A 17,057-nucleotide genomic window follows, 5' to 3' on the forward strand; every position below is an offset into this window, starting at 1 on the left:
CGATAGATCAGGAAGCTGCTGCGGCCAAACCGGTTTCGAGGTCGGCGAGAATGTCGTCGATCCCTTCGATGCCGACCGCAAGGCGGACGAGCCCCGGGGTGACGCCCGAAGCGAGCTGCTCCTCGGGGGTGAGCTGCGAGTGCGTCGTCGACGCGGGGTGGATGACGAGTGAGCGAACGTCACCGATGTTGGCGACGTGGCTGTGCAACGTCAGTGCGTTGACGAACTTCTTGCCTGCGTCGACTCCACCGGCGAGCTCGAACGCGACGATGGCGCCGGTTCCCTTGGGAGCCAGCTGCTTTCCGCGCTCGTGCCAGGGCGAGGATTCCAGTCCGGCGTATGCGACCGACGTGACTTCGGCGCGGCCCTCGAGGAATTTCGCGACCTTCTGGGCGTTGGACACGTGGCGCTCGATGCGCAGGCTCAGTGTCTCGATACCCTGCGAGATGAGGAAGGCGTTGAACGGTGCGATGGCCGAGCCGAGGTCGCGCAGAAGCTGAACGCGTGCCTTGAGGGCGTAGGCGGGTGCGCCGAGATCGGCGAAGGTGACGCCGTGGTAGCTGGGGTCGGGGGTCGTGAAGTTGGTGTGGCGTCCCTGGGTCCAGTCGAAGGTGCCACCGTCGACGATGACGCCGGCGATCGCGGTGCCGTGTCCGCCAAGGTATTTGGTGGCGGAGTGGACGACGATGTCGGCGCCGTGCTTCAGCGGCTGAATGAGGTACGGAGTTGCGACCGTGTTGTCCACGATGAGCGGGATGCCGTGCTCATGGGCGACTGCGCTGATGCCGGGGATGTCGAACACGTCGTTCTTGGGGTTGGAGATGGTTTCGCCGTAGAACGCCTTGGTGTTCGGACGGATTGCCTCACGCCAGTGATCGAGGTTGTCCGGGTCCTCGACGAAGTCGACGGTGATACCGAGCTTGGGCAGCGTGTAGTGGAAGAGGTTGTACGTGCCGCCGTACAGGCGAGGGCTTGAGACGATGTGGTCCCCGGCCTCGGCGAGGTTGAGGATCGCGAAGGATTCGGCGGCCTGACCGGACGCAACCAGCAGAGCCGCGACTCCGCCTTCGAGGGCGGCGATGCGCTGCTCGACGGCGTCCTGCGTCGGGTTCATGATGCGGGTGTAGATGTTGCCCGGCTCGGCGAGGCCGAAGAGCGCCGCCGCATGGTCGGTGTTGTCGAAGACGTAGCTGGTGGTCTGGTAGATCGGAAGCGCCCGAGCGTTGGTAGCGCTGTCCGGGCCCTGTCCGGCGTGGACCTGCTTGGTTTCGAACGACCAATCGGCGGTCGGATCGGTATCGACGGGGGTGTTCTCGCTCATGAATTCATACTCCGTGGTGAAGGTGGGTTGGTGCGGGTCAGGCGGTTTCGACGACTGTATGCACTGGGACGGGATTGCGGGTGAGATCGAGTACGGGGCAGTGGGCGTCGACCGTTTCCTGCAGTTCCAGGTAGCGCTCGCGGGTTTCGGGGCCGGTCAGGGTGACGACCACGCGGACCTCGGAGAATCCCGGACGGACGGCGTCGTCGAAGCCGAAGAATCCACGAACGTCGAGGTCACCTTCGGCTCTGGCCGAGATGTCGTCGAGAGCGATACCGAGTTTGTCCGCCCAGACGCGGTAGGTGACCACCTGGCAGGAGAGCAGGGAAGCAAGGTAGTACTCGACAGGATTGGCTGCGGTGTTCTCGCCGCCGAGGGCCGGCGGCTCGTCGACCTCGACGCTGTACTTACCGAGAGAAATGGTGCTGGCAACGGCGTCGTGCGCCTGGGCGGAAGCCTTGAATACGACGTGCGCTTTGCTGGCGTCTTTGTCGATGGCGTCGGCGTTGGCTGCTACGACGGAACTCAGGTGTGAGATGGAGGCGGTGGTCATGACAGAAATGTCCCCTGATCTGGGTGTACATACGAGTATCGACGTGAGCGGCGCTCACGTCGTAGGTCCGATCAGTAGATCGGACACCCGGATGTACAGACATGCGCAAAGTCGACATGGCGCCGCCGCGTCAGCAGCGTGCCCGTCTCGTATGCGCCGATTCCCGTCACAGGAGAGACTGTAACCGGTTCATACCCTTTCCGACCAGACGTATAGGAAATCTGTCTCGGATTGTGGTCTGTCATGCGGGCGGCAGTCCGCTCCACCGGGGTGTCCGACGATTGGCGAAAGCGTCGAGTCCTTCGGCGATGTCCGGAGAGCGCAACACTGCGTCCTTGGCGTCGTCGGTGACCTTCCATCCGTCGGCGTCGGCGTCGGCGTAGAGAGCCTCGATGGCCTTCAGACTCAGACTCACGGAGGTGGGGGAGGACTCGCAGATCTCCGCTGCCATCACCAGTGCCTCGTCGAGTGCCTTACCAGGGGCAGTGACTGCATTGACGACGCCGAGGTCCTTTGCCCGTTCGGGATCGAGTGTGCGGCCGGTGATCAAGAGTTCGCGGGCGACGTTGATCGGAAGCGCGCGAGGCGCCCGAAAGAGTGCTCCGGACGTCGCAACCAGACCGCGTTTGGTTTCGGGAAGGCCGAATTGCGCTGTGGCGGAAGCGACGATCAGATCGCAGGCCAGTGCGATTTCGAAACCGCCACCAAGCGCGTAGCCCTCGACTGCAGCGATCAGGGGCTTGTTCCGCCGGCGCCGGATGACGCCGTACTCTCCGCCGCGAGGCATGCGGAGGTCGGCCCGCTCTCGGATATCGGTTCCGGCGCAAAAGATGTTGGGGGTTCCGGTGATGATGCCGACCCACAGATCAGGGTCGTCGTCGAGAATATTCAGCGCGGCTTCGATTCCCTCGGCAGTCTCACGGTTGATCGCGTTACGGCGTTCTTCGCGTTCGATCCTGACGATGAGAACGCGGTCATGGCGTTCGGTGGAAACAGTCGACATAATTGGACTGTAGTCCACCTATCGGAGGCGGAGGTGCGTCACCTGACGGGACGGACATTGGACACATTCCGGACTGTGGCGAAGACTGTGTTCTGAGGCGGAGAAGGGCAGGTCGACGTGATTTCCAAACGAGAACAGAACAAGCGCGACACCAACGACAGGTTGCTCTCGGCTGCTCGAATTCTGTTCTCGGCGCAGGGTTTCGCCAGCACGACCGTCGACGACATCGCCGAGCGAGCCGAGGTGTCGCGAGCCACCTTCTTCAATTACTTCCAGGGCAAGGACTCGGTTCTCGAGGCGTTGCACAGTGATCATCTCGATCAGCTTGCGGCACTGGTGGATCAGCTCATGGAATCGCCGATGCCGACTTCTGATCGGATCTCCCGGATTTTTCAGGACTTTGCGCAGCAAGCGATCATGCACCCGCGCTATCTGCGCATGGTGACTGCAGAACTCGAGCGCGACTTCGCCTCCTCCGGAGCGGGGGCGGCCCACGATCATCGGTTCCACGTGGAACTTCTGCGGATCGTCACTGCCGGTATCGAAGCCGGCGAAGTGAGATCGGACTACCCGCCGCTGTTTCTTGCACAGATGATCGGTGGCACGTACGGAGCGTTGGTCCGCTTCTGGCGGCAAGACGCCGATTACGACGTGGTCGGAGAATTCGATCGCGGAGCCAGGTACGTCGCGGAAGGCATCGCTGCTCGCTGATCAGGGAGTGGGCACTACCAGAGGCAGCATCTGCTGGACGCTCACCGAAAGATAGTTTGCGGCAGTCTGATCGCCGGACAGATGGCGCAGCAGGCTCTGCTGGAACAGGCCGTCGAAGATTGCGTACATCGCCGCCGAGGTGACCGATGCCTCTACGTCGAGAAGCTCGGCGTAGCGAGAAACAATGCGCCAGATCATGTTTTCGAGACTCTCGTCGATCGCGGCGACGTCGGCTCGGAACGACTCCTCGAACATCGACTGCGCGCGCAGGTCGTACCAGAGGCGGTGCATCGTGGGTTCTTCGATCATGGTCTCGGCGAGCAGTGCACCGAAACCGGTTTTCAGTTCCTCCGGTGTCTTCGCGGTGGCGACGATGCCGTCGTAGCGGGTGACGCAGCGTGCCTTGTAGTGGCGCACGCAGTGGGTGATGAGATCGACCTTGTCGCTGAAGTAGTAGTGCAGGACGCCGTGGGAGAACTCCGAATTCTGGGCGATTTCGCGCAGGCTCGTGCGTGCGTAGCCCAATTCGGCCAGGGTTTGCAGTGCGGCCTCGGCGAGTTGATCACGTCGCTCGGAGAATTTGTCGACCTGGCGACGCGACACCTTGTCTGCGTTGGACCGCTTGGCGGAGTCGGACCGCTTCGCGGAGTCGGACTGCTGGCCCGGTGAGCTAGGTGCAGCCTTTTTCCCTGCCTCACTAGGCTTCTCGACTGTCGTGGTCACGATGGCACGTCCTGTTCCCTGCGGTTTCCACAGCGGCACGATCACCGCGTCCGAATCAGTGTAACCCCTGGTCTTTGACGAGCGTGTAACAAAATCTTGACAGTCGTCAAGATTTTTCTTGACACTCGTCCAAAGTTGAATACTCTGTGACTCACACCACTTGGCAGCGTCGCTGTGAACGGTGGCATCGCGAGAGTCGTTTCAGTCATGGAGGCAGTCGAAAATGAGCGTGTTTGATCTCGAGGGACGAAAAGCACTGGTCACAGGTGGTGCCAAGGGGCTCGGAGCCGGAATGGCTGAGGCGTTGGCGAAGGCGGGGGCGTCAGTGATGATCGGCGACGTTCTCGAAGACGAGGGTCGTGCCACCGCAGAGGCTGTTGGTTCGGGCGGAGTCAAAACCGGCTTCGTAAAGCTGGACGTCACCGACGATGCCAACTGGGAAGAGGCAGTCGCCGCCACCGCGGAGACCCTCGGCGGCTTCGACATCCTCGTCAACAACGCAGGCATCGAGATTTCCTCGCTGGTGGTCGACCTCGATCCGAATGACATCCGCCGTATGTGTGAGGTCAACATCCTCGGAACAGCGCTCGGAACCAAACACGGACTGCGCAGCATGCGTCCGGGTGGCGTAGCCGGAACCGGCGGTTCCGTCATCAACATCTCTTCAGTGGCCGCAACCATTCCGTTTCCCGGGATCAGTGGATACTCCGCGACCAAGTCCGCGGTCGATCGCTTCACCAGAGTTGCCGCCGCCGAGTCGGGCAAGCTCGGCTACGGAGTCCGCGTCAACTGCATCTACCCGGGTCTTGTCGCCACGGAGATGGGTCTCGGACTCGCGGCGGACATGGAGAAGCTCGGTCTCTGGCCCAGCGCCGAAGCAGCAGTCGGAGACGTCATCGGCCTCACCCCGCTCGGCCGCCTCGGTGAAGTGAACGACATGGCTGACGCCGTTGTGTTCTTGTCCTCCGACGCCGCGCGATTCATCACCGGAATCGGCCTACCGGTCGACGGTGGCATGGGCATGTAACTCGCCCTTCATTCGTACGTACACCCTTCTCACGTCTTCGAAAGGTTCCACGAACATGTCCGAAAAGAAGCCCGTCATCGTTTACGGCGTCTCCGGGTACACCGGCCGTCTGGTGTGTGAATACCTGCGCGAGTTCAACATCCCGTTCATCGCAGCCGGCCGCGACGCCGGTCGCATCCAAGAGGTCCTCGACAAGATCCCTGGTTTGGACACCGTCGATCACGAAGTCGTCGAGGTCGAGCACACGGTCGAGGCTCTCACCGAATTGTTCACCGGTGCACAGGTTGTCAGCAACATGGTCGGGCCGTTCATCAAGCTTGGCGGGACCGTCGTCGAGGCCGCGCTGAATGCCGGTTGCCACTACATGGATACCACCGGTGAGCAGGACTGGGTACTCGACGTCCAGGAGAAGTTCAGCGACAAGTATCAGGAGAAGGGCCTGCTCCTCTCTCCCGGTATCGCGCAGATGTACACCACCGGTGAGATCGCGGCCAATATCGCACTGGAAACGCCGGGCCTCGATACGCTCGACATCCTCGTGCTGTGGAAGGGATTTCCCACCTACGCGTCCACTCAGACGATCTTCACCATCCTCAAGGCGAACTGGTACTACCTCGAGCAGAACAAGTACGTGCAGTGGGCGCCCGGCCAGACTTTCGACGTCGTCGTTCCGGGCCAGCACGAAACTGCGCTTGCATTGCCGTGGGGCGGAACATGCCACCCGGTGTGGTTCAAGAACGATCCGCGAGTTTCCAACGTCAAGGCTGCGGGCGGAGTGTTCGACCGCACCGTGATGGAAGGCGTTGTCGCGACGCAGAAGATCGTGGAGGAGCAGATCAAGACCCTGCCCGCCGACGAGCAGGAAGCCGCCTTGGCCGAGATCGCCGGATCGGTTCAGGCCGGTATGCCCCCTCGTGAGAATCCGCGCATCAACACCTCACTCGACTCCGTCTACGCGTCGGGCCCGCTGGGTCGCTCGCACGTCGTGATCCACGGAAACTGTAACTACAAGCAGACGGGCCTCCTGCACGCCTATGCAGCGCATTCTCTGCTCCAGCAGGCGCCGAAGCGGACCGGGCTTGCCTCGGCTTGCCAGGCGTTCGGCCATCGCGAACTGCTCGGCGCGCTACGTAGTTTCGGGCTGGCTCTGGAGCCGGAAGTAACCATCAACGCCTAACTCGTCGCCCTCGTCATCATGTTCACGGCTCCCGGCGTGTAGCGCGCCGGGAGCCCCGCCCTGGAGGCTCCCCATGCGTTTGACCGACTATCTCGACAAGGGAGCCTCTCTTGGTTCCACCGCACCGTGTTTGACGATGGGGGAGCGCACTCTCTCCTACGGCGAGGTGCAACAGTTCAGCCGACGCTTCGCAGCTTCGCTCGCGGCTTCGGGCATCGCGCCGGGCGAAAAGGTCGCGATTCTGTCCGGCAATGATCCGATCTCGTTCTCGTGCGTATTCGGAATAAGCCGGGCCGGCGGCGTCTGGTGCCCGATCAACCCTCGCAACGAAGCTGCGGAAAACCGAGACCTGTTGGATTTGTTCGATTGTCGCGCTCTGTTCTTCCAAAAGTCCTATGCGCCGCTAGTCGACCAGATCAAGGATGCGCTTCCCCATTTGGTGACGCTCGTCTGCATCGACGGCGAATCGGAATCGGCACAATCTCTCGAAAGCTGGCTCGGGGAAGAAGAACTCGACGTCGCTGCGCCCGACGACGTCACCATGCTGGTCGGCACCGGTGGTACAACTGGACGGCCCAAGGGAGTGATGTTGACCGGGCACAACATCGAGACGATGACCGCAATCACCTTGATGAGTTATCCGTTCGAGGGGCGCCCGGTGTATCTGGCGTTGGCACCGCTGACTCACGCCGCCGGTGTTCTGTGCTTCCCGATCATGGCCCTCGGCGGCGAAGTAGTGATCATGCCGAAGCCCGACCTCGGGTACTTCCTCGCGAACGTTCAGAAGCACAAGGTGACTCACACCTTCCTGCCGCCGACGCTCATCTACATGCTGCTCGAGCACGAGGCCCTGTCGGCCACGGATCTCAGCTCGCTGCAATGCTTCTGGTACGGAGCGGCGCCGATCTCCCCGACCAGACTCGCGGAGGCGATCGACAAGATCGGCCCGGTCATGGCTCAGCTGTTCGGGCAGAGTGAAGCCCCCATGATGATTTCGACGATGTCACCGAAGGAGCACTTCGGCTCGGACGGCACTGTCGCAACGTCACGACTTTCGTCGGCGGGTCGACCGTCGCCGCTGGTGACCGTGGGGATCATGGACGACAAAGGCGCGCTGCTCGGACGTGGCGAGCGTGGTGAGGTGGTGATCCGCAGTTCGTTGGTGATGGCGGGTTATTACAAGAACCCCGACGCAACCGCGGAAGCGTCAGCCCACGGCTGGCATCACACCGGCGATATCGGGTACCTGGACGACGACAATTTCCTGTTCATCGTCGACCGTGCGAAGGACATGATCATCACCGGCGGTTTCAACGTCTATTCGGTCGAGGTGGAGCAGGCGCTCATGGCGTATCCGGGGATTCAGGACTGCGGAGTGATCGGGTTGCCGGATGACAAGTGGGGCGAACCGCGTTGTGGCAGTGGTGCAACCGCACCTCGGCGCCGACATCGACGGCGCCGAGGTGATGGCTTTCGTGAAGGCTCGCATCGGAAGTGTGAAGACTCCGAAGCAAGTGATCGTCTGGGACGATCTACCTCGCTCCAAGGTCGGCAAAGTTCTCAAGAACGAGATCAAGAGCGAGCTGACGGGCTGAGGTCACGACTCGCACACCACGTCTTCGGCCGGCAGTGAGCCGTCGAGCAGGTACGAGTTGACGGCGGCGTTCGCGCAAGTATTCGCGTAGCCCGGGAACACCGCATGAGTGCGGCCTGGAACTGTCACGAGCCGTGAGCCTTTCATCGCCTCATGCATGCCGAGGCCTTCGTCGTACGTCGTGCGGGTGTCACCGGTTGCCTGGATCTGCAAGGCCGGAACGTTGTTGTCGATGTCGATCCGCGTAGGGGCCTCACTGCGCCAGAACGCGCACGGCATGATCGTGTTGTGTGTGCCGGCAAAGATCGGCTGATCATCACGGTGCTCCTCCAACTTGTTGCGGTACCACTGGGGATCGCTCGGCATCGACACATCTCCGCAGACGATGGCGATTGTCCCGGCATAGTCAGGACCGGTTCCCAGTTCGGTCTGGAACCATGCCTGCATCAATCCCGTCAGCTGGGGATGGATGTTCTCGACGGTCTTGCCTGCGGCGAGATCGCGCAACTGAACCAATACCTGTGCGAATGCCTCGCTCTCCTTCTCGGTGTCGCCGGTTCCGTTGACGTACATCAGGAATGGAAGGACGTGATTGTCGACGGCATGATCACCGATCTGTATCGGAGTGGTGGCCGCGTCCGAGATCAGCTTCTCGATGAGGGCGCGAACTTCGGCGGGCGTCGATCCGAGTGCATAGGTGGAGTTGTGTTCTGCTACCCACTGCGAGAATCCGTCGATCGCTTTCTCGTTGGCCGGGCCCATGTCCTGGAACATCTCGTATCCGTATTTCTTCGGATCCGGTGCACTGTCGAGAACCACACGGTCGATCCTGTCCGGGAACATTTGAGCATAGGTTGCACCGAGGTATGTACCGTACGACCACCCGAAGTACGACGCCTTCTCCTGGTCGAGGGCGCCACGAATCACGTCGAGGTCTCGGGCGATGTTTTGAGTATTGATGTGCGGCAGATAGTCCGGGTACTTGTCCCAGCATGTGTCAGCGGCCTCGCGTGCGAGCGCAACACTCTCGTTCCATCCCTCGTCCGTGGTGCCCGGCGACCGCATCCATGTCATCTGTTCGACGCCGCAGTCGATCGGTGTGCTCTTGCCGAGTCCTCGGGTGTCCATGCCGATGACGTCGTATGCCGCTGCGACTTCCGGTGTCATGCCCGCATTCAGAATCTCGGGCAATCCCAGTCCTCGGCCACCCGGGCCACCAGGGTTGGTGAGCAGGATCCCGCGTCGCTGTGCGGGGTCGGTGGACGCGACCCGCGAGATCGCCACTTCGATCGTTTTGCCGTCAGGGACGGAATAGTCCAAAGGTACTGTGACCATGGCGCATTCACTTGCGGTCGACGTTCCGGTATCTGTGGCGCATGGCCCCCACTCGAGATCCTGTTCGTAGAACGCGCTGAGATTCGATTGTGGATCTTCCTGCGGAGTAGCAGGATCCGAGCACGCCGCCAATGCAGGTACGGCGAGCGCGGCAGCGGCGATTGTGGTAGCCAGCCACCTTCGTGGTCGAGGCATGCGTGATCTGGGCATGGTGAATCCAGTCATTGTCGTGTCCTTGCGTTGAGCCCATTTTCGGGCAGTGTTGGTCACCCCACTTCGAATGTGGGGGTTGATCAGGGTTTTTCAGAGGCGGGATTGACGGGCGGCGAACTCCGCGGCCACAGCCTTCGCGAATCTTTCCTGGGTGACGGTTCGTCGATCCGCTTGGTGTTCGCGCAGTACCGCTACCAGCCGGGTGGGGGAAGCGTCCTCCGGTGCAGCCTGTTCGGGTAGCACGCTCTCGGTGAAGTCGCAGAACTGAATGGCAAGGGCCGCAATCGTGTCCGCGTCAGCCGGTGCGTCGGCGAGGGCATACATGCGAGTTATCAATTCGATGGCCTGCTCGCGGTTCGGCTCGGCCAATACCCGGCGATGGGCGGACAGGAGTGAATCGCAGACCTCGGGATCGCCCCCGGAGACCGTGAGTGCGAGGATCAGAAGTTCACGCTCGTTGTCGATCCACGCTGTCGGCGCACCGGCAACGACGTACTGTGCGAGCACTTCCGAAAACGCGTCGGGTAGTTCAGGATCGGCATTGCGGCGTAGCGACTCGATGTGCGCACGCTGAACAGCGATCTGTTCGGCTTTCGTCGCCAATTCCTTGTCGAGGGCATCGAGTGCGGACCGAGTGTCGTGAGCGTCGCCGTCGAGTAGTTCGGCGATCTTGGCGACAGGAATCCCCAGATCGCGCAGGCGGCGGATGCGACTCAGTCGTGCCAGGTCCACCGCCCGGTACATGCGGTAGCCGTTGGGTTGGCGTTGTGGTTCTTCGAGAAGGCCGTTCGAGTGGTAGTAGCGCACGGATCTGACGGTGGTGCCGGCCAATTTGGCCAGCTCGCCGATGGTCATCATCGCCCTGCCCTCCCGTGATCGAATCGGATTCCGTCTGTGAAAACCATTCTCCAACCTTGACGCGGCGTCAGGGTCAAGATTCGCGCCGGAGAACGTGACCGTTGACACTTTAAGGAGGCGGACTTAATCTGACCTTTGTCCTTTACGACATCGTCGATTTCGAGGAAGTGCCCTGATGGCTACCCTTTTTCCTGCGGCAACAATCTTTCCGATCCCCACCGACCCGCTTGCTGCGTACGGTCCACTCGTTGCTCGCCGGAATCCCGAGTCGGTAGTTCCGGCACCGTACGAACACTTTGCGGTCAAGGCGGTCGCGCCGACGATCGGAGCGGAAATCTCCGGTATTCGACTCGGCGGGGGTCTGTCTGATGCCGTGATTGCGGAACTCCGCCGAGCTCTCCTCGAATGGAAAGTCCTCTTCTTCCGCGATCAGGACCTCGACCGAGCGGAACATCGAGCTTTTGCCGAGCGTTGGGGCGATCTCGAACAGCATCCGTTCTTCAAGTACACGCAGCCCGGGCAGACGGACGTCGATGTCACGACACTGGCGAAGGATGCGATGGTCGGCGGAGTCGAGAACAACTGGCACAACGACGTTACGTGGCACGAGTTTCCTTCGTTCGCAGCAGTTCTTCGTGCGGTGGAGGTGCCGGAGGTGGGTGGTGACACTTTGTGGGCCGATACTGCAGCTGCCTACGATCTGCTTCCTGAAGACATCAAGAAGCGTATCGACCCGCTTGTTGCAGAACACGATTGGATCAACTCGTTCGGCAGGTCGATGCCGGTGGATGCGGTCGAGATGTTGCGTCCGAAGTTCCCCGCTGTGCAGCATCCGGTGGTTCGGATCATTCCGGAAAGTGGCAGGCGGGTGTTGTTCGTCAACATGACCTTCACGCAACGGATCTTGGGTGTGTCAGAAGAAGAATCGAACGAACTTCTCACGATGCTGTATCGCCACGTCAATCGTCCGGAATTTCAGGTCCGTTTGAAGTGGGAGCCGAATACTGTTGCCTTCTGGGACAATCGGACCTGCCAGCACTACGCGGCCAGTGACTACTTCCCGGCTCGTCGTGTGATGGATCGAATCTCGATTGTCGGGGATCGACCGGTGGGCGTCGGGGGATGATGCGGCGCTCAGTCCCTCGAGTGTCTACTACGGATAGTAGTAACGCACCTCACATAGTTTTTCGACGCCATGTCGATATGATTTCGACAAGGCGTCGATAAAAGTCGGCGTGACTCGCACCGACGACTTTGGAGCTTCCCGAATGTTCCTCGCCCTGCGTGAACTGTGGTTTGCGCGAAATCGATTCCTCTTGATGGGTGCCGTGGTTGCCCTCATCTCGATCCTGATGGTGATTCTGTCCGGCCTCTCGTCCGGCCTGGTAAACGACGGTGTCTCCGCTTTGCAGCGGACGCCGATTCAGGCGTTTGCCTTCGCGCCGGACACCAAAGCCGACTCAGCGTTTTCGCGCTCGGTCGTCACCGAGGAGCAGGCGCAGGCATGGCGTATGCAACCCGATGTCCAAGACGCCGAGCTCTTCGGCAACATGATCGTCAATGCAAAAACTCGCAGTGGCACGCCTGTCGATCTCACGCTCTTCGGCATCGAACCTGGCTCCTTCCTCGAGCCCGTCTCCGCCGACGGGAGGGGGCTGCAAGCCGACACGGACATCATCGTCAGCTCTACCTTCCGTGACGACGGTGTTGCGATCGGTGACACCGTGATACTCGATCGACTCGGTACGGAGCTGACAGTTGTCGGATTCACCGAAGACAAGCGCACTTTCGGTCACGTCGACGTCGCCTACCTGCCCCTGCGTACTTGGCAGGAGGTTCACGCCGGTGCCAAGATCGGCGAAACCGCCAATGCCAGTGCCTATTCCGAAGCAAGTGTTGTTGCGATTCGGGGCATTGGTGGCGCGTTACCGGATCTCGTGTCGGGCGATGCGGCGGCGGGAACGTCCGCAAAGACGCTCGAGGAATCTTTCGACTCCTCACCAGGGTTCTCCGCGGAAATGATGACTATGTCGATGATCAAGGCGTTTCTGTACGCGATTTCGGCCCTGGTGGTCGGTGCATTCTTCAGTATCTGGACGGTTCAGCGCGGTCGTGAACTCGCAGTGTTGCGCGCGATGGGAGCCTCTACCGGCTTCCTGCTTCGTGACGGCATGGCGCAGGCACTGGTAGTGCTGCTTGGTTCCATCGGCCTCGGTGTGTTGCTGGGCTTGGGGCTCGGTTCGGGGCTCGAAGGCGGGGGGATGCCGTTCGCCCTCGAGTCCGGCCCAGTCGTCAACGGCGCAGTGCTCTTGGCGGTACTCGGGCTGGTCGGCGCAGCCGTTGCCATCGTCCGTGTTACCCGTGTCAACCCGCTCACCGCATTGGGAGAAAACCGATGACCACAGTCGAAAAGACCACAACCGGATTGGTATTGACCGCTGTCAGTCTTCGATTCGGTGACGGTGACTCCACCGTGCTCGCCCTCGACAACGTGAACCTGGGGGTCTCGTGCGGCGAACTTGTCGCGATCGTCGGACCGTCAGGCGCTGGAAAGTCGAGCTTGCTCGCTGTGGCCGGCGGACTCGGTCGGCCGTCGAGTGGAACGATTGTCATCGACGGCGTGGACGTGTCGGCGATGCCGGCCCGTGCTCTCGCCAAACTTCGACGAGACAAGGTCGGCTTCGTCTTTCAGTCCGGCAACCTGATTCCAGCGCTGACGGCGCGCGATCAGCTTCGGCTGATTCCCAAGCTCACGGGGCGGCCGGGTCGCGATCCCGAGGAGTTGCTCGACTCGGTCGGTATGAGTCACCGTGCAGATCGTCGACCCGGTCAACTCTCCGGCGGTGAACGCCAGCGCGTCGGTATCGCTCGGGCATTGATGAGCAATCCCTCGCTACTGCTCGTCGACGAGCCGACGGCTGCTCTCGACCGCAAACGCAGCCATGAGGTGGTCGAACTGCTCTCGCGCGAAACTCACGAGGCAGGCGTCGCTACGATCATGGTGACCCACGATCACGACGTGCTCGGGCACTGCGACCGCATCCTCGAAATGGTTGACGGTCGATTGCGTCAGAGCGAGTAAGCCCGCAAGGGGGCTGGAGGAGATTCGGTGCCGAGGATCGATGCCCCCACTGTGGTCGAGCATCGTGCTGCTCAGCGCCGTGCCCTCCTCGACGCTGCACACGCTCTTCTGTCCGAGACCCCGGACCGGCCGCCGGGGCTCGGTGAGGTGGCAGCGAAGGCCGGGCTCGCCAGGTCGAGTGCCTACCACTACTTCCGGTCCCGAGAAGATCTCCTCAGTGCCGTCGTCGAAGACATGTTCCCGCGCTGGAACGACAAGATCGTCGAGGCGATGGCAGGCGCAGACGATCCGGTATGGGCGTACGTCGAGGCAAACCTCCAGCTGGTTGCCGACGGGGAGCATGCGATAGTCGGAGCGCTGGCGACGCTGACCCCGCAAACGTTTCGAGATTCGCGGATCATGGAAATGCACGACAGTCTTGTGCTTCCGCTGGTCGAGGCCCTTCGCCTCCGTGGCGTGTCGGACCCGAAGCTCACCGCCAAGTTGATCAACTCGCTGGTGCATACGGGTACTGAACTGATCGAATCCGGTTGCAGCATGGACGAAGTCAGGTCCGCCGTGCGTGAGGTCCTCGCGTGACGGGCACCCTCAGGCCGTAATCAGATCCATCCGAAGGTACTCGGTGATGCGGAGCAGCCTCGGGGGTTGGGACACGTCTGAGGAAAGTGCTTGAAATGCTTCGTCTTTCGCGACGAGGCGTGGGGTGCCGAGGCTCACCTCCGTCTCGTCGACCGACAGTCGAGCGCTTCCCGCTCTCAAGACGTTCTGCACCCAGTCCGAGCCCGATCCGTACACCAGAATGAAGACGTAGCCACCCTCGACCGGATAGGCGTCGAGGGGCGTCCGGTAGGTCGTGCCGGATGTGCGTCCGACGTGAGTCAGTACCGGCCATTTACCGCTCGAAATTGCACGCGGGTTGAACACTCGTTTGTTGACATGTCCCCACCATCTCGGCATCGGCATTGTGATCTCCTCTCTCGATCGCCTTACGAGCGTAAGGCGGGCTTACACCTGTAAGGGTGACTTACGTATGTAAGGTTGTCAACGTATTCGTTCCGCCGAGGGGAGTCTGTGTGTCACGGCAACCGCGACAGTCGCTGAACAGGACTCGCGTAATCGAGGGTGCGATCCGCGTTGCCGACGCGGGTGGTGTCGAAGCCGTCACGATGCGACGGGTGGCCCAGGAGCTGGGCATCGAGGCGATGTCGCTCTACCACCACGTGCCCAACAAAGATGCGATCCTCGACGGCCTCGTCGATGCGGTCTTCGAGGCGATCGACCTGCCCGACAGTGAGTGTGCGGATTGGCGAGATGCAATCCGTGGACGCGCCTTTTCCGCTCGCACAGTCCTGTCGCAGCACCGTTGGGCTCTCGGTCTGCTGGATTCGCGACGCAGCCCTGGCTCGGCGACCCTGCGTCATCTCGACGCTGTGCTCGGAGTGCTCCGGAAGGCCGGGTTCACACTCCCGATGGCCGCCCACGGAGCCTCGCTGATCGACAGCTACATCGGCGGATATGTTCTCCAGGAGGCGAATCTGCCGATCAGCGGGCCCGTCGACGTCGAAGAAGTTGCGAGTGACATCCTCGAGCGCCTTCCGGCTGAAGAGTTGCCCTTCCTTCACGAGATGATCGTCGATCACGGTCTGAGTCCGGCTTACGACCACACGAGTGAGTTCGCCTACGGTCTCGATCTCATCCTCGATGCGCTCGAGGCGCGTCGCGCATCGGCGGCACCGGTCCTCGAATAGCAACGATTCGTGCCCAGTTGCTCACTCGTACTGGGGTAACGCAAGGTGTGTGCACGCGGATGAGCTGCAGTGTCCTATTGACAGGTGGCTGTATATACAGGACTATACATTCATCAAAAGTGACCCAAGGCACATTACGTAGATGATGTGATGCACGCCGACCGCGGTGGCCGAGTCCTTCGATCGATGGAGTTCTGATGACTGAACGTCTTCCTGGAGAAGACCGGACGGAAGACGACAATGTCCTGCTCGACGGGAAAGGGTTGTCGGTTCACCGGGTGAACGAAATCGCGCGAGAGCCGGCCGTGATTCGACCTGCCGACGCGGCTCTCGAGCTCACACGGCGGTCATGGGAGACCGCGGTTCGGGTTTCCTCCCGTCAAGCGGTGTACGGGCGCACTACCGGGGTGGGCGGGAATCGCGAAACATCCGTCTCCGACGGTGTGCAGCAGGATCTGAGGCTTCTGAGAAGTCACGCAACGGGATCGGGCCCCAGGCTCCCCGACCGGGTGGTGCGCGCCGCGATCGTCATCCGCACCAACCAGATCCTCAACGGCGGCTCAGGTATGCATCCCGACATCATCGACGGTCTGGTTGCTGCTGTTGCTTCGCAGAACCTGCCGACAGTGCACGCACGCGGTGCGATCGGAACGGGTGACCTGAGTGCGTTCTCCGAAATCGCCATGGGGCTGATCGGTGAGAGCCCGCTTCGCGACGGACGCACCGGAATCGGTTGGACTCCGCACCACGGTGATGCACTTCCGTTCATCTCCACCAACGCGATGACGGTGGCGATCGCCGGCGACACCAGTATCGAAGTCGCGGGGTGGCTTCAGCACTGCTTGGTTGTCAGTGTTCTTTCCGTGCTTGCGTCGCGTAGTTCGATCGAACCGTTTGCTGCACAAGTACAGTCGGCAAGAATGCACTTCGGTCAAGCGGAAGTCGCAGAGCGGGTTCGCGATCTGCTGGCACCACACGACATCACACCCGTGAGAGTTCAGGACTCGTTCGGGTTTCGCGCCCTACCGCAAATCTTGGGTGCCACCTGGCAAGCGGTGCATCGACTGCAGAACACGCTGAGTATCGAGATGAATTCGTCTTCGGAGAATCCGCTGGTGTCGGTCGAAGACGACATGGTGTTCCACAACGGAAATTTCCACGCAATGCCAATAGCCCTTGCAGTCGACGAGGCGAAGTTGGCGGTCGCCAGTGCTGCCCTGCTCTCGCAATGTCGGCTCGCCAACCTCTCCGACCCCGCAGTCACCGGCCTTCGTGCGTTCCTTGCAGACGGTCCCGACGGCAGCAGCGGAACCATGCTTCTCGAATACACGACTTCTGCTGCCATTGCCGAGATCCGCTCGTCGGCGGCACCGGGGTCGTTGGGCCACACGGTAATTTCGCGCGGCACCGAGGATCACGCAAGTTTCGCATCCCAAGCTGCAACTCAATTGGCGGACATTCTTGCCCAATCTCGATTGGTGCTGGCGTGTGAACTGATCTCGGCAGTTCGCGCACTCTCGCAACAACAGCGTGAGCTGGATCCGGCGACCGAGCTCGGCGCGTACCTCGCGCGTGCGCGTTTGGTGCTGGACACGAGGACCGAAGACCGGCCACTCAGTGCAGATCTGAGTGCCGCCGTGAACTTTCTTTCTCAACCGCTCGACCAGTAAGCAGGTGGACCGAATCACAAGTAGGTGTGTGCTCGAACGGAA

General features: G+C 61.4%; 16 protein-coding genes and 1 pseudogene. 10 read left to right on the forward strand and 7 right to left on the reverse strand.

The window, feature by feature from the left end:
* Positions 1–7: 7 nt before the first annotated feature.
* The 3 genes from ABIE52_RS26660 to ABIE52_RS26670 form a co-directional block, all read right to left on the reverse strand.
* Positions 8–1,321 (reverse strand): bifunctional o-acetylhomoserine/o-acetylserine sulfhydrylase, encoded by a 1,314-nt coding sequence (locus tag ABIE52_RS26660; protein ID WP_019745377.1) that lies wholly within the window; start codon positions 1,319–1,321, stop codon positions 8–10.
* Between the two features lie 37 nt (positions 1,322–1,358).
* The gene (locus ABIE52_RS26665) at positions 1,359–1,874 is read right to left on the reverse strand and encodes an OsmC family protein (protein ID WP_007732784.1); all 516 of its coding nucleotides are present in this window, start codon (positions 1,872–1,874) and stop codon (positions 1,359–1,361) included.
* Between the two features lie 241 nt (positions 1,875–2,115).
* Positions 2,116–2,877, reverse strand: coding sequence for an enoyl-CoA hydratase-related protein (locus ABIE52_RS26670; protein WP_064443711.1), 762 nt, complete (start codon positions 2,875–2,877; stop codon positions 2,116–2,118).
* A 117-nt stretch (positions 2,878–2,994) separates the two neighbouring features.
* On the opposite strand from ABIE52_RS26670, the gene ABIE52_RS26675 reads away from it, so the two are divergent.
* Positions 2,995–3,588: a TetR/AcrR family transcriptional regulator gene (locus ABIE52_RS26675; RefSeq protein WP_003940428.1), complete on the forward strand. Its 594-nt coding sequence runs from the start codon at positions 2,995–2,997 to the stop codon at positions 3,586–3,588.
* On the opposite strand, the gene ABIE52_RS26680 is transcribed toward ABIE52_RS26675, so the two are convergent.
* The gene (locus ABIE52_RS26680; RefSeq protein ID WP_030536953.1) at positions 3,589–4,191 is read right to left on the reverse strand and encodes a TetR/AcrR family transcriptional regulator; all 603 of its coding nucleotides are present in this window, start codon (positions 4,189–4,191) and stop codon (positions 3,589–3,591) included.
* A 343-nt stretch (positions 4,192–4,534) separates the two neighbouring features.
* Here ABIE52_RS26680 and ABIE52_RS26685 point away from each other — a divergent pair, with 343 nt between their 5' ends.
* From ABIE52_RS26685 to ABIE52_RS26695, 3 genes and pseudogenes are all read left to right on the forward strand, one after another.
* Complete coding sequence (locus tag ABIE52_RS26685) at positions 4,535–5,338, forward strand: SDR family NAD(P)-dependent oxidoreductase (protein WP_007732778.1); 804 nt, start codon at positions 4,535–4,537, stop codon at positions 5,336–5,338.
* 55 nt (positions 5,339–5,393) lie between these two features.
* Positions 5,394–6,515, forward strand: a complete 1,122-nt coding sequence (locus ABIE52_RS26690; protein WP_064443712.1) for a DUF5938 domain-containing protein — start codon at positions 5,394–5,396, stop codon at positions 6,513–6,515.
* 73 nt (positions 6,516–6,588) lie between these two features.
* A pseudogene (locus ABIE52_RS26695) lies at positions 6,589–8,110 on the forward strand (AMP-binding protein).
* A 2-nt stretch (positions 8,111–8,112) separates the two neighbouring features.
* Here the strand turns inward: ABIE52_RS26695 and ABIE52_RS26700 are convergent.
* Both ABIE52_RS26700 and ABIE52_RS26705 read right to left on the reverse strand, forming a co-directional pair.
* Positions 8,113–9,669, reverse strand: coding sequence for an alpha/beta fold hydrolase (locus ABIE52_RS26700; RefSeq protein WP_192712206.1), 1,557 nt, complete (start codon positions 9,667–9,669; stop codon positions 8,113–8,115).
* A 78-nt stretch (positions 9,670–9,747) separates the two neighbouring features.
* Positions 9,748–10,515, reverse strand: coding sequence for a MerR family transcriptional regulator (locus ABIE52_RS26705; protein WP_003940101.1), 768 nt, complete (start codon positions 10,513–10,515; stop codon positions 9,748–9,750).
* Positions 10,516–10,690: 175 nt separating this feature from the next.
* Here ABIE52_RS26705 and ABIE52_RS26710 point away from each other — a divergent pair, with 175 nt between their 5' ends.
* The 4 genes from ABIE52_RS26710 (at position 10,691) to ABIE52_RS26725 (ending at position 14,176) form a co-directional block, all read left to right on the forward strand.
* Positions 10,691–11,641: a TauD/TfdA dioxygenase family protein gene (locus ABIE52_RS26710; RefSeq protein ID WP_054187475.1), complete on the forward strand. Its 951-nt coding sequence runs from the start codon at positions 10,691–10,693 to the stop codon at positions 11,639–11,641.
* A gap of 142 nt (positions 11,642–11,783) precedes the next feature.
* Positions 11,784–12,914: an ABC transporter permease gene (locus tag ABIE52_RS26715; protein ID WP_030536958.1), complete on the forward strand. Its 1,131-nt coding sequence runs from the start codon at positions 11,784–11,786 to the stop codon at positions 12,912–12,914.
* A complete protein-coding gene (locus tag ABIE52_RS26720) occupies positions 12,911–13,597 on the forward strand; it encodes an ABC transporter ATP-binding protein (protein WP_064443714.1) in 687 nt (228 codons plus the stop codon). Before ABIE52_RS26715 ends, ABIE52_RS26720 begins: the two co-directional genes overlap by 4 nt.
* Before the next feature lie 27 nt (positions 13,598–13,624).
* The gene (locus tag ABIE52_RS26725; RefSeq protein WP_021331952.1) at positions 13,625–14,176 is read left to right on the forward strand and encodes a TetR/AcrR family transcriptional regulator; all 552 of its coding nucleotides are present in this window, start codon (positions 13,625–13,627) and stop codon (positions 14,174–14,176) included.
* Positions 14,177–14,185: 9 nt separating this feature from the next.
* Here the strand turns inward: ABIE52_RS26725 and ABIE52_RS26730 are convergent, their stop codons facing one another.
* Positions 14,186–14,560, reverse strand: a complete 375-nt coding sequence (locus tag ABIE52_RS26730) for a nitroreductase family deazaflavin-dependent oxidoreductase (RefSeq protein WP_058037648.1) — start codon at positions 14,558–14,560, stop codon at positions 14,186–14,188.
* Positions 14,561–14,670: 110 nt separating this feature from the next.
* Between ABIE52_RS26730 and ABIE52_RS26735 the strand changes: the two genes are divergently transcribed.
* Both ABIE52_RS26735 and ABIE52_RS26740 read left to right on the forward strand, forming a co-directional pair.
* Positions 14,671–15,345 carry a TetR/AcrR family transcriptional regulator gene (locus tag ABIE52_RS26735; RefSeq protein WP_058037649.1) on the forward strand — a complete coding sequence of 225 codons (675 nt, stop codon included), beginning with the start codon at positions 14,671–14,673 and terminating at the stop codon, positions 15,343–15,345.
* A gap of 197 nt (positions 15,346–15,542) precedes the next feature.
* Positions 15,543–17,015 carry an aromatic amino acid ammonia-lyase gene (locus ABIE52_RS26740; protein ID WP_064443715.1) on the forward strand — a complete coding sequence of 491 codons (1,473 nt, stop codon included), beginning with the start codon at positions 15,543–15,545 and terminating at the stop codon, positions 17,013–17,015.
* Positions 17,016–17,057: the final 42 nt, after the last annotated feature.

The sequence above is a fragment of the Rhodococcus sp. OAS809 genome, assembly GCF_040546695.1.
GTDB classification, from domain to species: Bacteria; Actinomycetota; Actinomycetes; order Mycobacteriales; family Mycobacteriaceae; genus Rhodococcus_F; species Rhodococcus_F qingshengii.

Excerpts from the sequence above, each read along its gene's own strand:
- ABIE52_RS26730 (WP_058037648.1), bottom strand. The coding sequence starts at position 14,560 with ATGCCGATGCCGAGATGGTGGGGACATGTCAACAAACGAGTGTTCAAC.
- ABIE52_RS26690 (WP_064443712.1), top strand. The coding sequence starts at position 5,394 with ATGTCCGAAAAGAAGCCCGTCATCGTTTACGGCGTCTCCGGGTACACC.
- ABIE52_RS26660 (WP_019745377.1), bottom strand. The coding sequence starts at position 1,321 with ATGAGCGAGAACACCCCCGTCGATACCGATCCGACCGCCGATTGGTCG.
- ABIE52_RS26720 (WP_064443714.1), top strand. The coding sequence starts at position 12,911 with ATGACCACAGTCGAAAAGACCACAACCGGATTGGTATTGACCGCTGTC.
- ABIE52_RS26715 (WP_030536958.1), top strand. The coding sequence starts at position 11,784 with ATGTTCCTCGCCCTGCGTGAACTGTGGTTTGCGCGAAATCGATTCCTC.
- ABIE52_RS26700 (WP_192712206.1), bottom strand. The coding sequence starts at position 9,669 with ATGACTGGATTCACCATGCCCAGATCACGCATGCCTCGACCACGAAGG.
- ABIE52_RS26665 (WP_007732784.1), bottom strand. The coding sequence starts at position 1,874 with ATGACCACCGCCTCCATCTCACACCTGAGTTCCGTCGTAGCAGCCAAC.
- ABIE52_RS26710 (WP_054187475.1), top strand. The coding sequence starts at position 10,691 with ATGGCTACCCTTTTTCCTGCGGCAACAATCTTTCCGATCCCCACCGAC.
- ABIE52_RS26670 (WP_064443711.1), bottom strand. The coding sequence starts at position 2,877 with ATGTCGACTGTTTCCACCGAACGCCATGACCGCGTTCTCATCGTCAGG.
- ABIE52_RS26705 (WP_003940101.1), bottom strand. The coding sequence starts at position 10,515 with ATGATGACCATCGGCGAGCTGGCCAAATTGGCCGGCACCACCGTCAGA.
- ABIE52_RS26685 (WP_007732778.1), top strand. The coding sequence starts at position 4,535 with ATGAGCGTGTTTGATCTCGAGGGACGAAAAGCACTGGTCACAGGTGGT.
- ABIE52_RS26740 (WP_064443715.1), top strand. The coding sequence starts at position 15,543 with ATGACTGAACGTCTTCCTGGAGAAGACCGGACGGAAGACGACAATGTC.